The 17,806-nt window shown below is 27.6% G+C and carries 24 protein-coding genes; 12 read left to right on the top strand and 12 right to left on the bottom strand.

Annotation, left to right across the window (positions count from 1 at the left end; translation table 11 throughout):
- Positions 1-28: 28 nt before the first annotated feature.
- From folE to Q7K47_01360, 3 genes are read right to left on the bottom strand one after another with little or no spacing between them, the layout of a single operon-like run.
- Entirely contained in the window at positions 29-571 is a 543-nt protein-coding gene (gene folE / locus Q7K47_01370) for a GTP cyclohydrolase I FolE (GenBank protein MDP0505853.1), read from the bottom strand.
- Positions 572-574: 3 nt separating this feature from the next.
- Positions 575-1,252, bottom strand: coding sequence for a putative 7-carboxy-7-deazaguanine synthase QueE (queE, locus tag Q7K47_01365; GenBank protein ID MDP0505852.1), 678 nt, complete (start codon positions 1,250-1,252; stop codon positions 575-577).
- Positions 1,242-1,679 (bottom strand): 6-carboxytetrahydropterin synthase, encoded by a 438-nt coding sequence (locus tag Q7K47_01360; protein MDP0505851.1) that lies wholly within the window; start codon positions 1,677-1,679, stop codon positions 1,242-1,244. The genes queE and Q7K47_01360 overlap by 11 nt, the downstream gene beginning before the upstream one ends.
- Before the next feature lie 245 nt (positions 1,680-1,924).
- On the opposite strand from Q7K47_01360, the gene Q7K47_01355 reads away from it, so the two are divergent.
- The 4 genes from Q7K47_01355 to Q7K47_01340 all read left to right on the top strand — a co-directional run bounded on the left by Q7K47_01355 (position 1,925) and on the right by Q7K47_01340 (position 5,279).
- Positions 1,925-2,476: a hypothetical protein gene (locus tag Q7K47_01355; protein ID MDP0505850.1), complete on the top strand. Its 552-nt coding sequence runs from the start codon at positions 1,925-1,927 to the stop codon at positions 2,474-2,476.
- 130 nt (positions 2,477-2,606) lie between these two features.
- Positions 2,607-3,470 carry a DUF3100 domain-containing protein gene (locus Q7K47_01350; GenBank protein MDP0505849.1) on the top strand — a complete coding sequence of 288 codons (864 nt, stop codon included), beginning with the start codon at positions 2,607-2,609 and terminating at the stop codon, positions 3,468-3,470.
- The gene (locus tag Q7K47_01345) at positions 3,470-3,925 is read left to right on the top strand and encodes a hypothetical protein (protein MDP0505848.1); all 456 of its coding nucleotides are present in this window, start codon (positions 3,470-3,472) and stop codon (positions 3,923-3,925) included. The genes Q7K47_01350 and Q7K47_01345 overlap by 1 nt, the downstream gene beginning before the upstream one ends.
- A 34-nt stretch (positions 3,926-3,959) precedes the next feature.
- Positions 3,960-5,279: an amidohydrolase gene (locus Q7K47_01340; GenBank protein ID MDP0505847.1), complete on the top strand. Its 1,320-nt coding sequence runs from the start codon at positions 3,960-3,962 to the stop codon at positions 5,277-5,279.
- 45 nt (positions 5,280-5,324) lie between these two features.
- Here Q7K47_01340 and Q7K47_01335 read toward each other — a convergent pair whose 3' ends face one another.
- Positions 5,325-5,777, bottom strand: coding sequence for a DUF4402 domain-containing protein (locus tag Q7K47_01335; GenBank protein ID MDP0505846.1), 453 nt, complete (start codon positions 5,775-5,777; stop codon positions 5,325-5,327).
- A 186-nt stretch (positions 5,778-5,963) separates the two neighbouring features.
- Here Q7K47_01335 and Q7K47_01330 point away from each other — a divergent pair, with 186 nt between their 5' ends.
- Positions 5,964-6,824: a DMT family transporter gene (locus tag Q7K47_01330; protein ID MDP0505845.1), complete on the top strand. Its 861-nt coding sequence runs from the start codon at positions 5,964-5,966 to the stop codon at positions 6,822-6,824.
- Positions 6,825-6,877: 53 nt separating this feature from the next.
- Here the strand turns inward: Q7K47_01330 and Q7K47_01325 are convergent, their stop codons facing one another.
- The 3 genes from Q7K47_01325 to Q7K47_01315 form a co-directional block, all read right to left on the bottom strand.
- Positions 6,878-7,396, bottom strand: coding sequence for a nitroreductase family protein (locus Q7K47_01325; protein MDP0505844.1), 519 nt, complete (start codon positions 7,394-7,396; stop codon positions 6,878-6,880).
- A gap of 62 nt (positions 7,397-7,458) precedes the next feature.
- On the bottom strand, positions 7,459-8,004 hold the full coding sequence (locus tag Q7K47_01320) for a toxin-antitoxin system YwqK family antitoxin (protein MDP0505843.1): 546 nt from the start codon (positions 8,002-8,004) through the stop codon (positions 7,459-7,461).
- A 104-nt stretch (positions 8,005-8,108) separates the two neighbouring features.
- On the bottom strand, positions 8,109-8,252 hold the full coding sequence (locus Q7K47_01315; GenBank protein ID MDP0505842.1) for a hypothetical protein: 144 nt from the start codon (positions 8,250-8,252) through the stop codon (positions 8,109-8,111).
- Positions 8,253-8,432: 180 nt separating this feature from the next.
- Between Q7K47_01315 and Q7K47_01310 the strand changes: the two genes are divergently transcribed.
- On the top strand, positions 8,433-8,894 hold the full coding sequence (locus Q7K47_01310; GenBank protein ID MDP0505841.1) for a YbaK/EbsC family protein: 462 nt from the start codon (positions 8,433-8,435) through the stop codon (positions 8,892-8,894).
- 48 nt (positions 8,895-8,942) lie between these two features.
- Positions 8,943-9,137 carry a rubredoxin gene (locus tag Q7K47_01305; protein ID MDP0505840.1) on the top strand — a complete coding sequence of 65 codons (195 nt, stop codon included), beginning with the start codon at positions 8,943-8,945 and terminating at the stop codon, positions 9,135-9,137.
- A 19-nt stretch (positions 9,138-9,156) separates the two neighbouring features.
- On the opposite strand, the gene Q7K47_01300 is transcribed toward Q7K47_01305, so the two are convergent.
- The 3 genes from Q7K47_01300 to Q7K47_01290 all read right to left on the bottom strand — a co-directional run bounded on the left by Q7K47_01300 (position 9,157) and on the right by Q7K47_01290 (position 11,539).
- The gene (locus tag Q7K47_01300) at positions 9,157-9,960 is read right to left on the bottom strand and encodes a Cof-type HAD-IIB family hydrolase (protein ID MDP0505839.1); all 804 of its coding nucleotides are present in this window, start codon (positions 9,958-9,960) and stop codon (positions 9,157-9,159) included.
- 1 nt (position 9,961) lies between these two features.
- Entirely contained in the window at positions 9,962-10,729 is a 768-nt protein-coding gene (locus Q7K47_01295) for an RNA methyltransferase (protein ID MDP0505838.1), read from the bottom strand.
- A 159-nt stretch (positions 10,730-10,888) separates the two neighbouring features.
- Entirely contained in the window at positions 10,889-11,539 is a 651-nt protein-coding gene (locus Q7K47_01290; GenBank protein ID MDP0505837.1) for an outer membrane beta-barrel protein, read from the bottom strand.
- A 245-nt stretch (positions 11,540-11,784) separates the two neighbouring features.
- Here Q7K47_01290 and Q7K47_01285 point away from each other — a divergent pair, with 245 nt between their 5' ends.
- Positions 11,785-12,171, top strand: a complete 387-nt coding sequence (locus Q7K47_01285; GenBank protein ID MDP0505836.1) for a VOC family protein — start codon at positions 11,785-11,787, stop codon at positions 12,169-12,171.
- A gap of 38 nt (positions 12,172-12,209) precedes the next feature.
- Here Q7K47_01285 and Q7K47_01280 read toward each other — a convergent pair whose 3' ends face one another.
- The gene (locus tag Q7K47_01280; GenBank protein MDP0505835.1) at positions 12,210-13,064 is read right to left on the bottom strand and encodes an NAD(P)-dependent oxidoreductase; all 855 of its coding nucleotides are present in this window, start codon (positions 13,062-13,064) and stop codon (positions 12,210-12,212) included.
- 12 nt (positions 13,065-13,076) lie between these two features.
- Positions 13,077-13,712 carry an N-acetyltransferase gene (locus Q7K47_01275; protein ID MDP0505834.1) on the bottom strand — a complete coding sequence of 212 codons (636 nt, stop codon included), beginning with the start codon at positions 13,710-13,712 and terminating at the stop codon, positions 13,077-13,079.
- A gap of 135 nt (positions 13,713-13,847) precedes the next feature.
- Between Q7K47_01275 and dinB the strand changes: the two genes are divergently transcribed.
- The 4 genes from dinB to Q7K47_01255 all read left to right on the top strand — a co-directional run bounded on the left by dinB (position 13,848) and on the right by Q7K47_01255 (position 17,762).
- Positions 13,848-14,906 carry a DNA polymerase IV gene (gene dinB / locus Q7K47_01270; GenBank protein MDP0505833.1) on the top strand — a complete coding sequence of 353 codons (1,059 nt, stop codon included), beginning with the start codon at positions 13,848-13,850 and terminating at the stop codon, positions 14,904-14,906.
- A gap of 87 nt (positions 14,907-14,993) precedes the next feature.
- On the top strand, positions 14,994-15,716 hold the full coding sequence (locus tag Q7K47_01265; GenBank protein MDP0505832.1) for an ATP-binding cassette domain-containing protein: 723 nt from the start codon (positions 14,994-14,996) through the stop codon (positions 15,714-15,716).
- A 14-nt stretch (positions 15,717-15,730) separates the two neighbouring features.
- The gene (locus tag Q7K47_01260; GenBank protein ID MDP0505831.1) at positions 15,731-16,651 is read left to right on the top strand and encodes a SufD family Fe-S cluster assembly protein; all 921 of its coding nucleotides are present in this window, start codon (positions 15,731-15,733) and stop codon (positions 16,649-16,651) included.
- Positions 16,652-16,676: 25 nt separating this feature from the next.
- Positions 16,677-17,762, top strand: a complete 1,086-nt coding sequence (locus Q7K47_01255; protein MDP0505830.1) for an extracellular solute-binding protein — start codon at positions 16,677-16,679, stop codon at positions 17,760-17,762.
- Positions 17,763-17,806 lie beyond the last annotated feature (44 nt).

Below are 17,806 nucleotides of genomic sequence, written 5' to 3'. Positions count from 1 at the left end.
ATTACCTCCAATATATTTTCCCTCTTCTTTAAATTTCAAATCTTCCTCTTAAAGTTTTTGTAACTGTCTTAGCATTAGTTTTTTTAATTCCCCTAGCACTCATACAACTATGGTTTCCTTCAATTATAACTTCTATATCTTTACTTCCAGTAATCATTTCTATAATTTCAGCTATATCTGATCCAATTCTTTCTTGAAGCTGAAGTCTTTTTCCAACCATATCTGCTATCCTAGCAAATTTACTAATTCCTATAACTTTATCCTTTGGAAAATAAGAAATACTAACTTTCATATTATACATAAGTGCCATGTGATGCTCACAAAAACTAAAAATTTCAATATCTTTAACAGTGACCATATCATTTTTATTATATGTTAAATCTTCTTCAAAGGTTTTATTAAACATATCTGCTATTTCTCTATTGGTATATTTAATACCTTGAAAAACTTCTTCGTACATTTTAGCGACACGCTTTGGAGTCTCAATTAATCCTTCTCTATTTGGATCTTCTCCAATAGCTTTTAATATTTCCCCTATATGAAATTCTATTTTACCCCTATCTATTTTCATATCTTATACTCCTTTTTTATTAGGATCCCAAATATATTTATGTAACTGTAATTGTAATCTTACATTATTTAAGTTTTCCTCTATTAAAAATTTAACTATATCTTGTGGCTCAATTAAACTAAATATTGGACTAAAAAATATATTACATTTATTTATTAGGTTAAATTTATCTATTACATCTTTTCCACAAATTAAATCTTTCATACTTCCTACTACAAACTTAATACTGTCTCTTTGATCTATAAGATTATAATTATCTAAGTGCATATATTTTTCCATATTACTAGATGGTGATTTATAATCTATTGTAAAGGAAATATTAGCATTTGTTTCATTTCTATAATTAACTAATTCTTCTATACTTATACTTCCATTTGTTTCTATCTCAATTTTTGTATCTTTTATTTTTAAAATATTTTCAATTAAAAATTGTATATGTTTTTGAAGAAGGGGTTCTCCTCCAGTTATAGTTATATTTTTTATGTTTTCCTTCCTTATATAATTAACTAAACTTTCTTCAGTTTCTATTTTATAAGAAGCATCAGAAGAATTTGCCCATTTAGTATCACAATAGCTACAATCTAAATTACAATTTATAAATCTAATAAAAATAGCTAACTCTCCAGCCTTTGGCCCTTCACCATTAATACTTACAAATTTTTCAGCAATTTTATATTCCAAAGTTTTCTCCTTTTGTATAAGTAGCACAATTGTTAGGTGTTTCATAAACTTGTACCTTACTCACTTTATACCCTTTGCTTTCTATTTTATCAAAAAAGTATTTAGCAAATTCCTCTGCAGTTGGTCTAAATTTAACAAATTCTATTTTAAATTCTTCATCTAAAAGAGCATCAATTGTTTTTTTCTTTAAACTTCCCTCTTCTACTATTAAAGAGTGATCAAAAAAATCTACTTCCTTTTTTATAATATCTTTTAATTCCTTAAAATCAAAAACCATTCCTCTTTCAGGTCCTTCTTTTTTCAATTCTTCTTTCATAACATTTACTATAACTCTCCATCTATGTCCATGTATGTTAGAACATTTTCCATTGTATCCAGATAAAAAATGAGCTGCGTCCATACTATGTTCTACTGTTAAAAAATACATAATTCCCCCTTCACTTATTTTTTTGCATTAAAAAATAGCCCTAGTTTTGTTTAGAGACAGGATGGTACAAATGAACTGTCTTTTGGTTAATTACAAAATATCATATTTTGAGCTTATTGTCAAGTTTTGTATTTTTATAAAATTAATAATTAATAAAAATAATTATTAATAATTGCTTTTTTATTTTTTATACTGTATAATTTAACTATATTATACATATCTTAATAACTTAGGAGGATTTATACATGATAGATTTTAATAAATTAGATGAATATATTGAATTAATTGAAGAGGGAAATATCCCAGGAGAAATGACTTTTAATGAATTTGCAATGGATTTCTACAAGGAAGCAAAAATTATTCCTCTTTCAAAATATTTAAGAAATAAGAATAAACATAAAAAATTACCTAAAATAATGAATATGAAAAAGGCTGGTGAAATTCTTACAGATACTTATAAAGACTCTAATGGAGAAGTTACTACTTTTTTAAAAAGAAAAGGATATAGAGAAATTCCTCAATTAAATTTTACAATAATAACTCTAGTTAGAAAAGTTGACCTTATAAGTAACTGGAAAAGATTAATCAGTTATCTTGGAGGAGATAAGACAATTGAAGAAATTAATAATTCCACTAAGGTTCAGTTATTTCCTGAAGAAATAAAAAAATTAGAAGAATTTGTAAAGGAAGAATTAAGAATGGATGAGGATGATTTAAACTGGTTACTTACTAAATTTAAAAAAATAGAAAATAATAGACATTTACTTCGTGCAATAAGAAAGCTAAATAGACAATAAATAAGGCTCCTAACCTCCATTTTTTCTAGTTTACTGAAATTTTGTTCACATAAGAAAAACAGTTGACTTCATACGGGAAACATGATACTATAACTCATTAGATTTAAAGAATATAACAGGGAGGATTTTTATGGAAAATGTTTTAAGTATGAAAAATGGAAGGGCGCCGATATTTATTAAATTATTTGCTTCTTTAATAGTTATCAGTATTATTGCAGAGGGAATAGGTGCAAAAATTATATTACTAGGTACTAGTGGAAAAATTGTTTTATTACCTATGTTGTTTGCAATGGTAATTGCAACATTAATTACACCTCATGCTCTTGGACAAGTTTTACCAGCATTAAGAAATATTTGTGATGAAAAAGAAATTGAACTTGCTGAGCAAGTAGTTATGTTTTCATTACTTTTCTTAGGAGTTAAACTAGGAGCAAGTGCAGGACCTAAGGTTGGAAAAGTTATTGAAGCAGGACCAGCATTATTATTACAAGAATTTGGAAATTTAGGAACAATGTTAATTGGACTTCCAATAGCTATTGCCCTTGGAATGAAAAGAGGAGCAGTTGGAGCAACAGTTAGTATTTGTAGAGAACCTACTTTAGGATTAATTGGAGAAAAATATGGAATTAATTCACAAGAAGGAATTGGAGTTATGGGAACTTATATTACAGGAACAGTTTTTGGAACTATTTTCTTCGGATTACTTGGATCTTTAGCTTCTAATACAAGTATTCATCCTTATGCACTTGCTATGGCTAGTGGAATGGGAAGTGGATCTATGATGACTGCAGCATCTCAATCTCTTGCAGCAAGTGTACCTGGAATGCAAGATGAAATACTTGCTTACGCAGCAACTTCAAATATTATGACTAGTATCACTGGGCTTTATATGGTATTATTTGTTTCATTACCTATAGCAAATAAACTTTATGCAGTATATACTAAATTATTTGGAATTAAAGAAGATTTAAATAAAGAAGAGGTGAATAACTAATGGAAAAAACTATGAATGAAATTAAAGTATTTATATTATGTGGAATAACAGCTTTTATAGCTCAATTTGTTGGTTCTAAAGGAAATATGGATTTAGGAAAAGGATTTGTTGGAATATTATTAATTATTCTTGTCTCTTTCCTAGCTATAAAAATAAGAGAAAAACTTCCTTTAAAAATTCCTGCATTTGCATGGGCTTCTCTACTTGCCTTTGTAATAACTACACCTATAAGTCCAGTTCAAGGATTCTTTCTTGATATGACTAAAGGATTTGGATTTTCTGCAGTTTCTACAGTAATACTTGGTGCTGCTGGAATATCAGTTGGAAATAAATTAAATGATATTAAAAAATTAAGTTGGAAAATAGTTCTAACAGCTTTAGTAGTATTTACTGGAACTTTCTTCGGTTCTGCATTAATTGCCCAAGCAGTTCTTAAAGCTCAAGGAATTATATAAAATAGAAACAATTTAAAAATGGAGATGACATATAATGACAAAAGAAGAATTAAAACAACAGGTTTTAAAAGTTATTGAAGAAAACAAGGACTTAATTATTAACATTGGTAGAGATATTTATAAAAATCCTGAATATGGATACAAAGAATTTGAAACTACTAAGAAAGTTGCAAATTTCTTGAAAAATGAATTAAACTTAGAAACTTCAGAAAATATAGCTTATACTGGATGTAGAGCTAGATTAAATTCTGAAAAAAAAGGACCTAAAGTTGCTATACTAGGAGAACTTGATGGTATTTCTTGTAACGAACATGTGGATGCTTTAGAAAATGGAGCAAGTCATACTTGTGGACATAATATTCAAATTGCTGGAATGCTTGGAGCTGCAGTTGGTTTAATAAAATCAGGAGTTTATAAACATTTAGATGGAAAAATTGATTTTATGGCTACACCTGCTGAAGAGTTTGTTCAACTTGAATATAGAAGTAAACTAAAAGAAGAGGGAAAAATTAAATTCTTTGGTGGGAAACAAGAACTTATAAGAAAAGGTGCTTTTGACGATGTTAATATGAGTATTATGTTTCATGCTCAGGCTCTTGATGATAAAAAAGTTTTAGTTGGTCCTGTAAGTAATGGATTTATAGGAAAACAAATAAAATTTATTGGTAAAGAAGCCCACGCAGGTTCTGCTCCATATGAAGGAATAAATGCTTTAAATGCTGCAATGCTTGCAATTAATAATGTTAATGCTCAAAGGGAAACTTTCAAAGAAGCAGATAGAGTTAGATTTCATCCAATTATAACTAAGGGGGGAGACATTGTAAATGTTGTTCCTGCAGATGTAAGAATGGAATCTTATGTTAGAGCTAGAACTATTGAAAGTATGATTGATGCTAACAAAAAAGTTAATAGAGGATTAATAGCTGGAGCTATGGCTGTTGGAGCTGAAATTGAAATAACTGAATTACCTGGATACTTACCTATATTAAGACATGATAATATGGAAGATGTTTTAAAAGAAAATCTTAATTATATGGGAATAGGAAATGATGAAATAATTGATGGGGGAGATTTCACAGGATCATTTGATTTTGGAGATGTTTCTCATATAATGCCTACTCTTCATCCTATGTTTGGAGGAATTAAAGGAGCTTTACATACAAGAAATTATAAAATAGTAGATGAGGAAAAAGCTTATTTATATCCTGCAAAGGCAATGGCTTTAACTGTTGTAGATTTATTATTTGATAATGCTAATAAAGCTAATGAAATTTTAAAAGATTTTAAACCTCTTATGACTAAGGAAGAATATTTAGAATTTATGAATTCTAATGATAAGACAATTAAAAAATAGATAAATAAATAAAAAGCCTATTTATAAAATAGGCTTTTTTTAATACTAATTATATTTAACTGAAATAGTAACTGTACCTGTATGTTCACCTGCTTTAGTAGTTTCACCCTCTGCAATATTTCCTTTTATAGTATGAATGATTTCACCATCCTCACCTAAATTTTGAGTTCCTTCAACATCAGAACTTAAAGTTACTGTTGCTGTTGAACCACTAATTCCAACTCTTTCAATAGTAGCAGAAGCTGGTACTGTAACAATAACATTATTTCCAGGAGCTCCTTCTACTTTCATTTGACCATGAGTAGTTGATTCTGCAGCTTTTCCAATAATTATATCTCCAAATTCCATAGGAGTTTGTTCTTTTATTTCCAAAGGTGCGAGAACATTGGCATTAATTTTCAATTCACCACTTACATCTACTCCTGTTTCCACATTGTTTGAGGCAGCTAAAATTAATGTTGATAAACTTAAAAATATCAAAGTTAAATTTTTTTTCATGTTTAACCTCCCATGTAAATTAGAATAATTAAAAAAGTTAATATCTTAATATAAGGATATAACATAAATTACCCTTTGTCAATTTCAACAAGAATTAAATTATTTAATTCTTGAGTTATTTTCTAATATTTGTTACTATAAAAGTAGATATTTAAAATTATTACTTAATATATTTAGGAGGATTTTGTGGATAAAAAAATGAAAAAAGGAATAATATTTATTATTCTTTCTGCTCTTTGTTTTACTACTATGGGTCTTTTTATCAGACTCAGCGGGGAACTACCTGTAATGCAAAAATCTGTTTTTAGAAATGCCATTTCAGCTATCTTTGCATTTTTTATTTTAATTAGAAAAAAAGATTCAATTAAAAAAATTGAACCAAAAGCTTTGGGAACTTTAATTTTTAGGTCTTCCTTTGGAACTCTAGGAATTTTATGTAACTACTACGCTGTTGATCATTTATTATTATCAGATGCTACTATGTTATTACAACTTAGTCCCTTCTTTGCAATTGTATTTAGCTTTCTTATTTTAAAAGAAAGAGTTGTTACAAAACAAATGTTAATTGTTATTTTTGCATTTATAGGAGCATTATTTGTAATAAAACCTTCTTTTACATCAATGAGTATGATTCCATCTTTAGCAGGAGTTTGCGGAGGAATGTTTGCAGGACTTGCATATACTTATGTTAGAAAATTAGGAGGAATGGGAATGGCAGGACCTTTCATAGTCTTTTTCTTCTCAGCATTTTCTTGCCTTAGTATTTTACCCTTTGCAATTATGTCATATGTGCCAATGTCAACAAGCCAAATAATATATCTTTTATTTGCAGGACTATTTGCATGTGGTGGTCAATTTACAATGACAACAGCATATTATAGTGCCCCTGCAAAGGATATATCTGTTTATAATTACTCAAGTATAATATTTGCAGCAATTCTAGGATTTACTTTCCTTGGACAAATACCAGATATTTACAGTGTAATTGGATATATTATTATACTACTAATGGCTTATACAATGTTTAAATTTAATCAAAATAAATAATTAAAATTAATAGAAGAGGGAAGCAGTTTAAAATTGCTTCCCTCTTCTTTATTTTATTTTTTGTATTTGTTATAACTTACTTTAGAAAAATCTAAATCTTCATCTGTGTAGGCTGGCTTTTCTTCATCTGCATAACCTAAAGCTACTAAAGAAAACACCATTAAATTATTAGGTATATCTACAACTTTTTTAAAAAATTCTTCTGAAGTTTCAGTTTCTGAAGCTTTTCTTCCAATTATATGAACCCAACAAGAACCAAGTCCTAAATCATAAGCTTTTAATCCTATTGTATGTGTTGCAACTGATCCATCTTCAACAGGTGTATAAGCTTCATCTTTGTTAATTAAAGTAGCAATTACTGCTGTTGCAGTTTTAAGGCAACTTCCTCCATGAGGTTTAATTCCAACTAATTTTTCAACTTCTTCCTTTGTATCAAAAACTAAAAATTCACAAGAATTTTTGCCCATACCAGTAGGAGCTGTTAAAACTGATTTTATAATTGCATCTAATTTTTCCTTTTCTATAGGTTTATCTTTAAATTTTCTGATTGTTCTTTTTCCTAAAAAATTCATATTTTCTCCTTTCAGTCATAAAAAGCAGAGCTTTTCCTCTCTGCTCTTTCAATTTATTTAATTTATTCAGCAATTTTACCATTCTTATAGATATGCTTAGCAATAAGAGTCCCGTCCTCAGCGTATTCTTTATATGGCCCATCTAATTCTCCAGCTATATAATTTGCATCTATATATATTTGTCCATCAGGATAATATTCTTTATATGGTCCTGATAATTTATCATCCTTGTAATTCTTATCTATTTTAACTTTCCCATCAATATAGAATTGAATATTAGTAGATGTTGTATGATTATTAATATGAACCTTTAATTTTTTCACTTGCCCATTTGGATAATAACTTTCATATCTTCCAACCATTTCTCCATCAACTAAATTATAACAAACATCTCTTGCTCCATTTGATAAAAATGTTTCATATTTTCCATGAAGATTACCATTTTTATAAAATTTTCTAGTTTCTATTTGTCCATTAGAATAATAACATCTATATTCACCCTCTCTAATTCCGTTAACATAATTTTTTTCTTCTTTGACTTTCCCAGTCTCAAATTTTTTTACCCATAAACCTTCTTTTTTTCCTTGTGCATTGTACTGATTAAACATGTCAGACCGCCTCCTCTTATAGATAGTATATGTGCTTGAATAAAATTATATCCTCTTATTATGAGTATACCTCATAATTTATAAAAAAACTACTGTAAAAAAATTTACATGAAAATATTAATCTCTTCACCAGCCCCTAAATCTAGAACATACCACTTTAATTGTGGATACATTGGTGAAGTTCCATTATCAATAATATCTTTTACTAATTCACAGTTATCAATTTCTTTAAATTCATCTTCTGACACTTGCTGTCCCTGATAATTCCTTAAATCTTCTAATGTCATTTGTATCACCTCTTTCTTTAATATATCTATATTATACATCTTTTTTTATAAAATCAAAATATTTAAATTAAATTTTATTCTAGTTTTTTATTTAAAAATTTGATATAATCTTTGTTAATAAATTTTATTAGGAGGGACAAAATGAGTTTAAGAACTGTACAAGAATTTTTTAAAGAAAATGAATTACCATTATCTGTTATAGAAACAGAAAAACCTACTGGTACTGTTAGTGAAGCAGCTAAGGCTTTTGGAATATTAGAAGATGAAATTGCTAAAACCATGGGATTTTTATTAAAAGATGGTAGCTGTATTCTGATACTTATGAAAGGAACTGCGAGAGTGGATAACAAAAAATTTAAAAAAGTTTTTCATGAAAAAGCTAAAATGATTCCCTTTGATGAAGTGGAAGAATTAACAGGACATGAACCTGGGGGAGTTTGTCCTTTCGGACTAGCTAATCCTCTTAAAATATATTTAGATGAAACTTTAAAAGAATTTGAAATTATGTATCCTGCAGGAGGAACTCCTCACTCAGCAGTTAAAGTTTCTGTTGAAATGTTATCTAAAATTACAAATGGAACTTGGGTAAATATTACAAAATAAAAGACTTTTAACAAATAAAAATCGTCATAATGGTGAGAGGTGATTTTTATGAAAAAGTGGGAATGTCAGTCTTGTGGTTATATTTATGATCCTAAAGCAGGAGATAAAAACAAAGTTAATCCAAAAACACCATTTGCTCTTCTAGATGAAGATTGGGTTTGTCCAGTATGCGGAGCATGTAAAAAATCATTTGAAGAACTACATACAATAGAAACGAAAGATAAAAAAAATGCTGTAGGTTAATTCCTACAGCATTTACTATTTATAAAAATAATTTTGCTAAGTGTATACCTATTGCATCTTCATTATTGTTTCCAATAACTTCGCATTCAGGTAACATTTCTTTTAATTTTGGATTTGCATTTTCCATAATAAAACCCTTTCCTGCAACAGAAAGCATTTCATAATCATTAAGTCCATCTCCAAAAGCTACTACTTCTTCTTCAGAACAATTTATATCTTTTAATATTTCTTTAATTGCATTTCCTTTATTTGCATCTTCTGCCATAACTTCAATACATTGAGGGAAAGAAGATGTTATATTTAAATTTTTCCCAAAAGATTCATGTAATTTATTTTCCAAGCATTGAATCTTATTTAAATCATCACACATATAAAATACTTTTGAAATCTCTTTTCCCTTAGCTTTATCAAAACATTCTACAACTTCCTGAGTAAAACCAGATTCATTTATAAATTTCTTATCTTGTTCTCTTAATTTAGATGAATACCAATTTTCACCTTGAGAAATATTCATAAATATGTCCTTATCTCTAGGAAAATCTAATATTTTATCTCCGTATTTACAAGGAATTGTACAAGTTCTTATAATCTCGTTATCTTCATTTAAAATTACAGCACCATTTAAAGCTATTAAATAAGATTCACATTCTAATATATCTTTATAATGTATAGCATCTTTATAATGTCTTCCAGTTGCTATAATAACTTTAATTCCTTTTTGAATTATTCTTTTTATTACTCTTCTTGTATAATCAGAAATTTTATGATTGGAATTTAATAAAGTTCCATCTAAGTCACATACTACTGCTTTATATTTATTCAAGTTATCTTTCCTCCATTAATTCTTTAGCTTTATAAATTATAATACCACAAGCCATTGCTACATTAAGTGATTCAGCACTTCCATATATTGGAATGATTATCTTCTCATCTGAAGCATCTATTATCTTTCTAGAAATTCCATTACCTTCGTTTCCAAAAATAATAGCATTTTTTTCTTTTATCTTCATCTTATTATATAGAACAGAATCTTTTTCCAAAGTAGCTGATATCATCTTATAATTATTTTCCTTTAAAAATAAGATTAATTTATCATCCTCTATATAATGTAAATTCACATTAAATATTGATCCCATTGTACTTCTTATAGTTTTTTCATTATAACAATCTACACTACCTTTGGTAAGGATAATATCCTTAAAACCAGCTGCATCAACTGTTCTTATTATAGTCCCTAAATTTCCAGGATCAGCAATTTTATCTAAAACAATAACATTATTTTCTATATCTTCTATATTTTTTGATTCATAGGAATATACTAGAATAATTCCTTGAGAATGTTCTTGTGAAGAAATATTTGAATATAAAGAAGAGGGAAGTATAATTTTTTCGCAATTAAATTCTTCTATTTTATCTTCTATTATTTTATAATCAAAGTCTTCATCTATTAAAATATATTTTGGAATTTCTTTAAAATCTAAAAATTTAATTCCCTCTGCCAAGAATAATTTATCTTGTTCTCTATATTTTTTTTGCTTTAACTTCTTTATTTTTTTGAAAGTATTATTTTCTTTACTGTTTATATATAGCATATTTTTTCCTTTATAATCTTTTTTAAGTATAATCTTATTGTATCATTAAATCTGTAAGATTTCAATTAAATCTATCCTTTCCTTTCATAACTTTTCTTTCTAATATAAAAAAGCGTGATTTAAAATCACGCTCTTAATTAAATTCATTATTTTTATTATCTACATATCAAATTTATAACCTACTGATAATGTTAACTTTTCATAGTCAGCTGAATACTTATCATTTCCTAAAGTATTTCCTGTAAGAGAAATATCCGCTTTTACAACTCCATACATTAAATCTACAGTAAAGTTATCATATTCTAATCCTCCACCTATTGCAAAATACATTCCGTCATCTACGCTTACACCTACTTTTTTTACAATAGACCCATCTGGAGCTTTTCCAACAATATCATCTTCGTCAAAATTAAAAGCATAACCTAAATTAGCTTTTAAATATGGAACGTAATTATATCCTGAATTAAATTTATATTTAGCTACAAAATATATCGGTATCGAATCATAATCTGCTCCGTCAACATTATAAACCATAGGATTAGCAGTTTTTCTATCTGCATGATCTTGATATGCAATACCTATACCTAAATCCCAATTATTATTATATTTCATCATTCCTTCTAAAGCAAGTTCAAAACCATCTGACTTAGCATCATTTGCAATAAATTCAGTTCCACCAATATCAACAGAATCATACTCAGCGTTAACATCCCATCCAGCTCTAACTTCCAAATACTTATCTGCATTATTCAAGGTATTTGCAAAAGATATAGCCGATAATACAAAACAACCGATTAATATTTTCTTCATTCTTCTACCTCCTAAATTAAAATTTATTATTTTTGTAAATTTCTATGCAAAATATTTGTATCAATAAATATAATAGAATTCTTATTTCATATATAAAACACTTACTATAATAATATCATACCTCATAATTTCAAAAAAAACAAGTAGAATAAAAGCGTTATAACTATCAACAGAATATATAATATTACACATCTGTCTTTATATGCTATAATATTGATAAATAATTAAAAAGGAGAATAGCTTATATGAAAATAGAGCATATCGCAATTTGGACTAAAGATATTGAAAAAATGAAAAAATTTTACTGTGAATTTTTTAAAGGGGAATCTAATGCTATATATATCAATGAAAAAAAAGGTTTTAAATCTTATTTCATTAAATTTTCAGATGGCTGTAGACTAGAATTAATGAATTCTATAAATATAAATGAAACAACTAGTAATCTAACTTTTGGAATTGCACATATTGCCTTTGTTGTAGGAGATAAAAACAAAGTAAATGAAATGACTGAGTTTTTTAGATCTAATAATATAGAAATAGTTGGTGAACCTAGAGTTACAGGAGATGGGTATTACGAAAGCGTTATACTTGATCCTGAAGGAAATACTATTGAGCTTGTTGCAAATAAATAACAAAAGTCAGCTTATTATTTTTTAAGCTGACTTTTTAATTATATTTTTAAATCTGATATAACTTTTTCAATAATTTTATCTGTGTCAGTAAATTTAATTCCAAATTCAGAAGCTTTAGATGTATCTAGTCTAATATCTCTCTTATTATTAGAATATTTATTATCTTTAATTAAAATCCCCTCTATATTTTTATTTCCTAATCTATTTAAAATTAACTTAACTATGTCATACCTACTAAGATTATTAGTTGAACCTAAATGATAAGTCCCGTAAGGAATATTAAATATTTTTGGAAATTCTTCTATTATTTCATATACATAGGTCATTCCCCTAAATTCATTTGGACTAGCTAATATTCTTTCCCTCTTCAAAAGATTTTTAAAAGTACCCCATAAAATATTTTCTGATGTTTTTAAGTTTCTTTCAGGAAGTCCAAATAGCCAAGTGAATCTAATTATCCACATCTCAGGAATTATGTCTTTAAGTAAGTTTTCAGCTTCTAACTTATTTTCACCATAAACTGTATTTGGAAAAGCTTTATCTTCTTCACTGTAAGGACCACTTTCTCTATTTCCATTAAAAACTTGCTCAGAACTTAAAAATATAAGTTTTGCTCCAATTTTTTTACATGCTTTTCCAACATTTAAAGCTCCCTCAACATTTATATTATAAGCTATCTTAGGATTATCATTACAAAAATCTGTAACAGCTATAGCTGCTCCGTGAATAACATAATCAGGTCTATATTTTTCAAATATTTTTAAAACATTTTCTTTATTTGTAACATCTAAACTTTTTCTATTAGTTGATATTATCTCATACTTATTTTCATATTCTTTTTTAAATCTTGAGCAAAAAAATCCATCTCCACCTGTTAAAAGAATTTTTTTCATAATGCCCCTCCTCTATTCAGTCATACTACAAGCAATTTCAAATTCCTTTTGACTTTCCAAAACAACTTTCTTTTTTTCAGGAAAATTTTTATCAAATTCATCTAATTCTTCCCTAGAAATATTAAAAACATCTGAAAAACTAGCATAACCTGAAATATTTTTTAGGGCATCTTTATATAAAGGAAGCACTAATAATCCAACATAAAATTTCCCATCTTCCATGGAAACATTATAATTTTTCCCTCCTAAAAATCCATAAGGTTTATAGTGATGAGGATAACCCAACGTTAATATTGCTCTATAACCTTCTTTTTTAGCTTCCTTAATAGAATATTCTATTAATTTTTTTCCAAAACCTTGTCTTTGATACCCTGGCTTTATAAATACCGGACCAAAAGAAATAGTTTCAACTATTTTATTATCTTTTCCTATAATCCTAGATTTAGTATAAAATATTCCTCCAATAATTTTTCCGTCTATTTCTAATATATAAGATAGATTTTTTATATAATCCCGATGATTTCTCATTTTATTTATTACTAAATGTTCTTCACAACCAGGAAAATAAAGATTATAAAAAGATTCTCTAGCTAACTCTTCAACCTTATAAAAATCTTTTTCTTCTTCATGTCTAATCACTATATTCATAATCTCCTCCTAAGTATTCTTTTAAATCTATTATATAACACTAGTAAAATAAAATCTATCTTTTATACATTTGATTTATTTTGGAAAAGAAGTTAAAATATATTTAGTGAGTATAATATATTATTAGGGGTAGATATGAATAAAACAATAGTTCATTTTGATATGGATTCTTTCTATGCTTCCATAGAGATAAGAGACAATAAAAAATATAAAAATAGACCCCTAGTTGTTGCTGGGGGAGTTGTTACAACAGCTAGTTATGAAGCTAGAGAATTTGGTATTCATTCTGCAATGTCTACTTATGAAGCAAAGAAACTTTGCCCAAATCTTGTAATTGTTCCTGTAAATAAGAAAAAATATGCCTATGAATCAAATAGAATTCATGAACTTGTTTTAAAAATAACTCATAAAATTGAATTTATAGCTCTTGATGAAGGATATATAGATATGACTGATATTATTCATAATTATGATTCTATAGAAAAATTTTGTGATATTTTTAGAAAAAGAATATTTGAAATAACTGGCTTAACTTGTTCTGTTGGAATTGGATTTAATAAGCTTACGGCTAAGATAGCAAGCGATATTAATAAACCAGGAGGGCAATACGTCTTTAAAAATGAAGAAGATTTCATTAATTACATGAAAGATAAATCAATTAGAAAGATACAAGGAGTTGGAAAGAAATTTGAAAAGCTTTTGAATAAAGATAATATTTATAAAGTAGAAGATATTTTAAAATATACATATAATGAACTTATAACAAAATATGGCCAATCTAGAGGACAACTTCTATATTTATCCGCTAGAGGCATTGATCATAGAGAGGTTAAATATAATAGACCTACTCATTCAATAGGAAATGAATCCACCTTTTCTTTCCCCATATCAACTGAAGAGGAAATAGCTAAAAATATAGATGATATTTATAATAAAAGTTTTAATAGACTTATAAAGAAGAATTTTCTTGTTCACACTGTTTCTATAAAAGTAAGATATGATAATATGAAAACTATCAGTAAATCAAAGACAATTAATATTCCAACTAAAGATAAGGAATTTTTAAGGTTCTTAGTTGACGAGCTTCTAGAAAGCATTGATTTCACTAACACGAAAATCAGACTTCTTGGAATTTCTTTTAAAAATTTAGTCAAAGAAGAGACTAGACAATTAAAATTAAAAATGACCCGTTGACAAGTAAATATTAGAGTTGGTATAATAATATGTTAGGGAAAATAAAGGAAAACTTACAAAATTACACAACTAAAGGGAGGAATTAACATGGCAGTTTTGTCATTAAACAACGTTCATCTTACTATGAATGATGAATTAGGAAAAAATAAAATATTAGATGATGTTTCTTTATCTTTTGATCCAAAGAAAATATATGTTATTACAGGACCAAATGGTGGAGGAAAATCTACATTAGCAAAATATATTATGGGAATTAAGCAAGGAGAAGAGGGAAAAATTGCTCTTAACGGTGAAGATATCACTGATCTTAACATTGTAGAGAGAAGTAAAAAAGGAATTGGATATGCTTTTCAAACTCCAGCTAGATTCAAAGGTTTAAAAGTTAAAAAATTACTTGAACTTTCAAAGGGAGAGGGAGAGAAAAATATATATAAAGCTTTAAAAGACGTTGGACTTTGTCCTGAAGATTATCTTGAAAGAACTATGGATGGAAGTTTCTCTGGTGGAGAAATAAAGAGAGTTGAAATAGCTTCTGTTCTAATTAGAGATTTAAAAGTAGCTGTTTTTGATGAGCCTGAAGCAGGAATAGATTTATGGAGTTTCCAAAGAATGACTGAAACTTTTAAAGAATTAAATCAAAATACAGACACTTGTATCATTATAATTTCTCACCAAGAACGTATTATGGCCCTTGCAGACGAAATTATTGTACTAGATAAAGGAAAAGTAATAGAGAGAACAACAAATAAAAAATTCTTAGAAAGCATGACTCATGGAAAAGATTCGTGCAAAAAATGTTGTAGCTTATAAAGGAGAGATTATATATGTTAGATAATGTTGATAAAGAACTTTTAGAGAAAATCGCAGACTTACACGAAGTGCCTACAGGTGCTTATAATATAAGAAAAAATGGTGGTGGTGAATCTAGAAAAACTACTGCTAATATAGACATCATAAATAAAACAGATAAACCTGGTATTGATATTATAATCAAACCAAATACAGTAAATGAAAGTGTTCATATTCCTGTAATTCTTTCTAAGGAAGGGTTAAATGATATGGTTTATAATACTTTTGAAGTTGGAGCTAACTCTGATGTTGTTATTATAGCTGGATGTGGAATTCATAGCTGTGGTACACAAAACTCAGAACATAGTGGTGTTCATGAATTTTTCGTTAGAGAAAATGCTAAAATGAAATATGTTGAAAAACATTATGGAGATGGAAATGGAAGTGGAGAAAGAATTATGAATCCTAAAACTTTCATAGAAGCTTTTGATAATAGTGTTATTGAATTAGAAATGGATCAAATCAAAGGAATAGACTCTACTATAAGAGATACTGAAATTATTTTACATAAAAATGCTAAATTAATAATTACAGAAAGACTTTTAACTGATGGAGAACAAAAAGCAGAATCTAATATAATTGTTACTTTAGAAGGAGAAGATTCTTCTGCACAGATTATATCTCGTTCTGTTGCACAAGGAAATTCTGTTCAAAACTTCAATATGGAGTTAATCGGAAAACATAAATCTAGAGGACATATTCAATGTGATTCTATCATAACTGGAAATGCTAAAGTTTCTTCTTCTCCTAGGATTTCTGCTATTCATTCTGAAGCAGAACTTATCCATGAGGCTACTGTTGGAAGAATTGCATCTGATCAATTAACTAAATTAATGACAATAGGAATAAATGAAGAAGAAGCTGAAGAAATTATCATAAAAGGATTCTTAGGATAATTTAATTTTGATTTTAGGAGGTATAATGTTTAAAAAAGGTTTATTAAAATATTTGTCTAAATCACTTTTAATAGGAAGTTTATCTTTAGGTCTTATTTCTTGTATGGGTTCTAATGAAAATACAAATTCTACAGAGAAAAAACTATCTAATAAAAATGTGGTTCATTTATATTCTTGGGCTGAATATATTCCCCCTGAAGTTTTTGATAATTTTGAAAAAGAAACTGGTATAAAAGTAATTGAAGATATATATTCTACAAATGAAGAGATGTTTACAAAACTTAGGTCTGGAGCAACTGGATATGATATTGCCCTTCCTTCTCCTGATTATGTGGAAATTATGATGAAAGAAAATATGCTTGAAAAGATCGATAAAAATAAAATATCTACTTTTAAAAATTTAGATAATAATATGATGAAAAAATTAAGATCTTTTGATAAAAATAATGAATATGCTATTCCCTACGCAATTAGCGCTACGGTAATAGCTGTTAACACTAAATATGTTAAAGATTTTCCTAGAAATTATGATATATATGAAATGGAAAGTTTACGTGGAAGAATGACTCTTTTAGATGATTTAAAAGAAAATATTATAGCTGCCCTTGCCTATGAGGGATATCCTCAAACTACTACAGACAAAGAAGCTTTTAAAAAAGCTGAAGAGAGACTTTTTAAATGGAGAAAAAATCTAGCAAAATTTGATTCTGATTCCTTTGGAAAGAACTTTGCTTCTGAAGATTTTTTAGTAGTACAAGGTTATGCGGAAAATATATATTTTGAACTTTCAGATGAACAAATAGAACATACAGAATTTTTCATACCTGAAAATGCTGGAAGTTTTTCCATAGATTCATTTGTTATTTTAAAGTCAGCCCCAAATAAAGAAAATGCATATAAGTTTATTGAATATATTCATAGACCTGAAGTTTATAAATTAGTAGCTGATTATTTAATGCTACCTTGTATAAATGTCCCAGCAAGAAAATTAGTTGAGGAAGATCCAATCTTTACAATTGAAGCCTTAAAGGACGCTGCTCTTTTAAGAGATACAAGTAAAACTTTAGATATGCAAAATGAAGTTTGGGAAAATGTGAAAATGAGAAATTAGGCACCAACATATTAACTATTATATATTAAAAATCCTTGAGCGAA

The organism is Fusobacterium sp. JB019, assembly GCA_030673965.1.
GTDB lineage: Bacteria > Fusobacteriota > Fusobacteriia > Fusobacteriales > Fusobacteriaceae > Fusobacterium_B.
The sequence above is the reverse complement of the archived record's forward strand: the minus strand, read 5'-3'. Positions and strand labels throughout refer to the sequence as shown.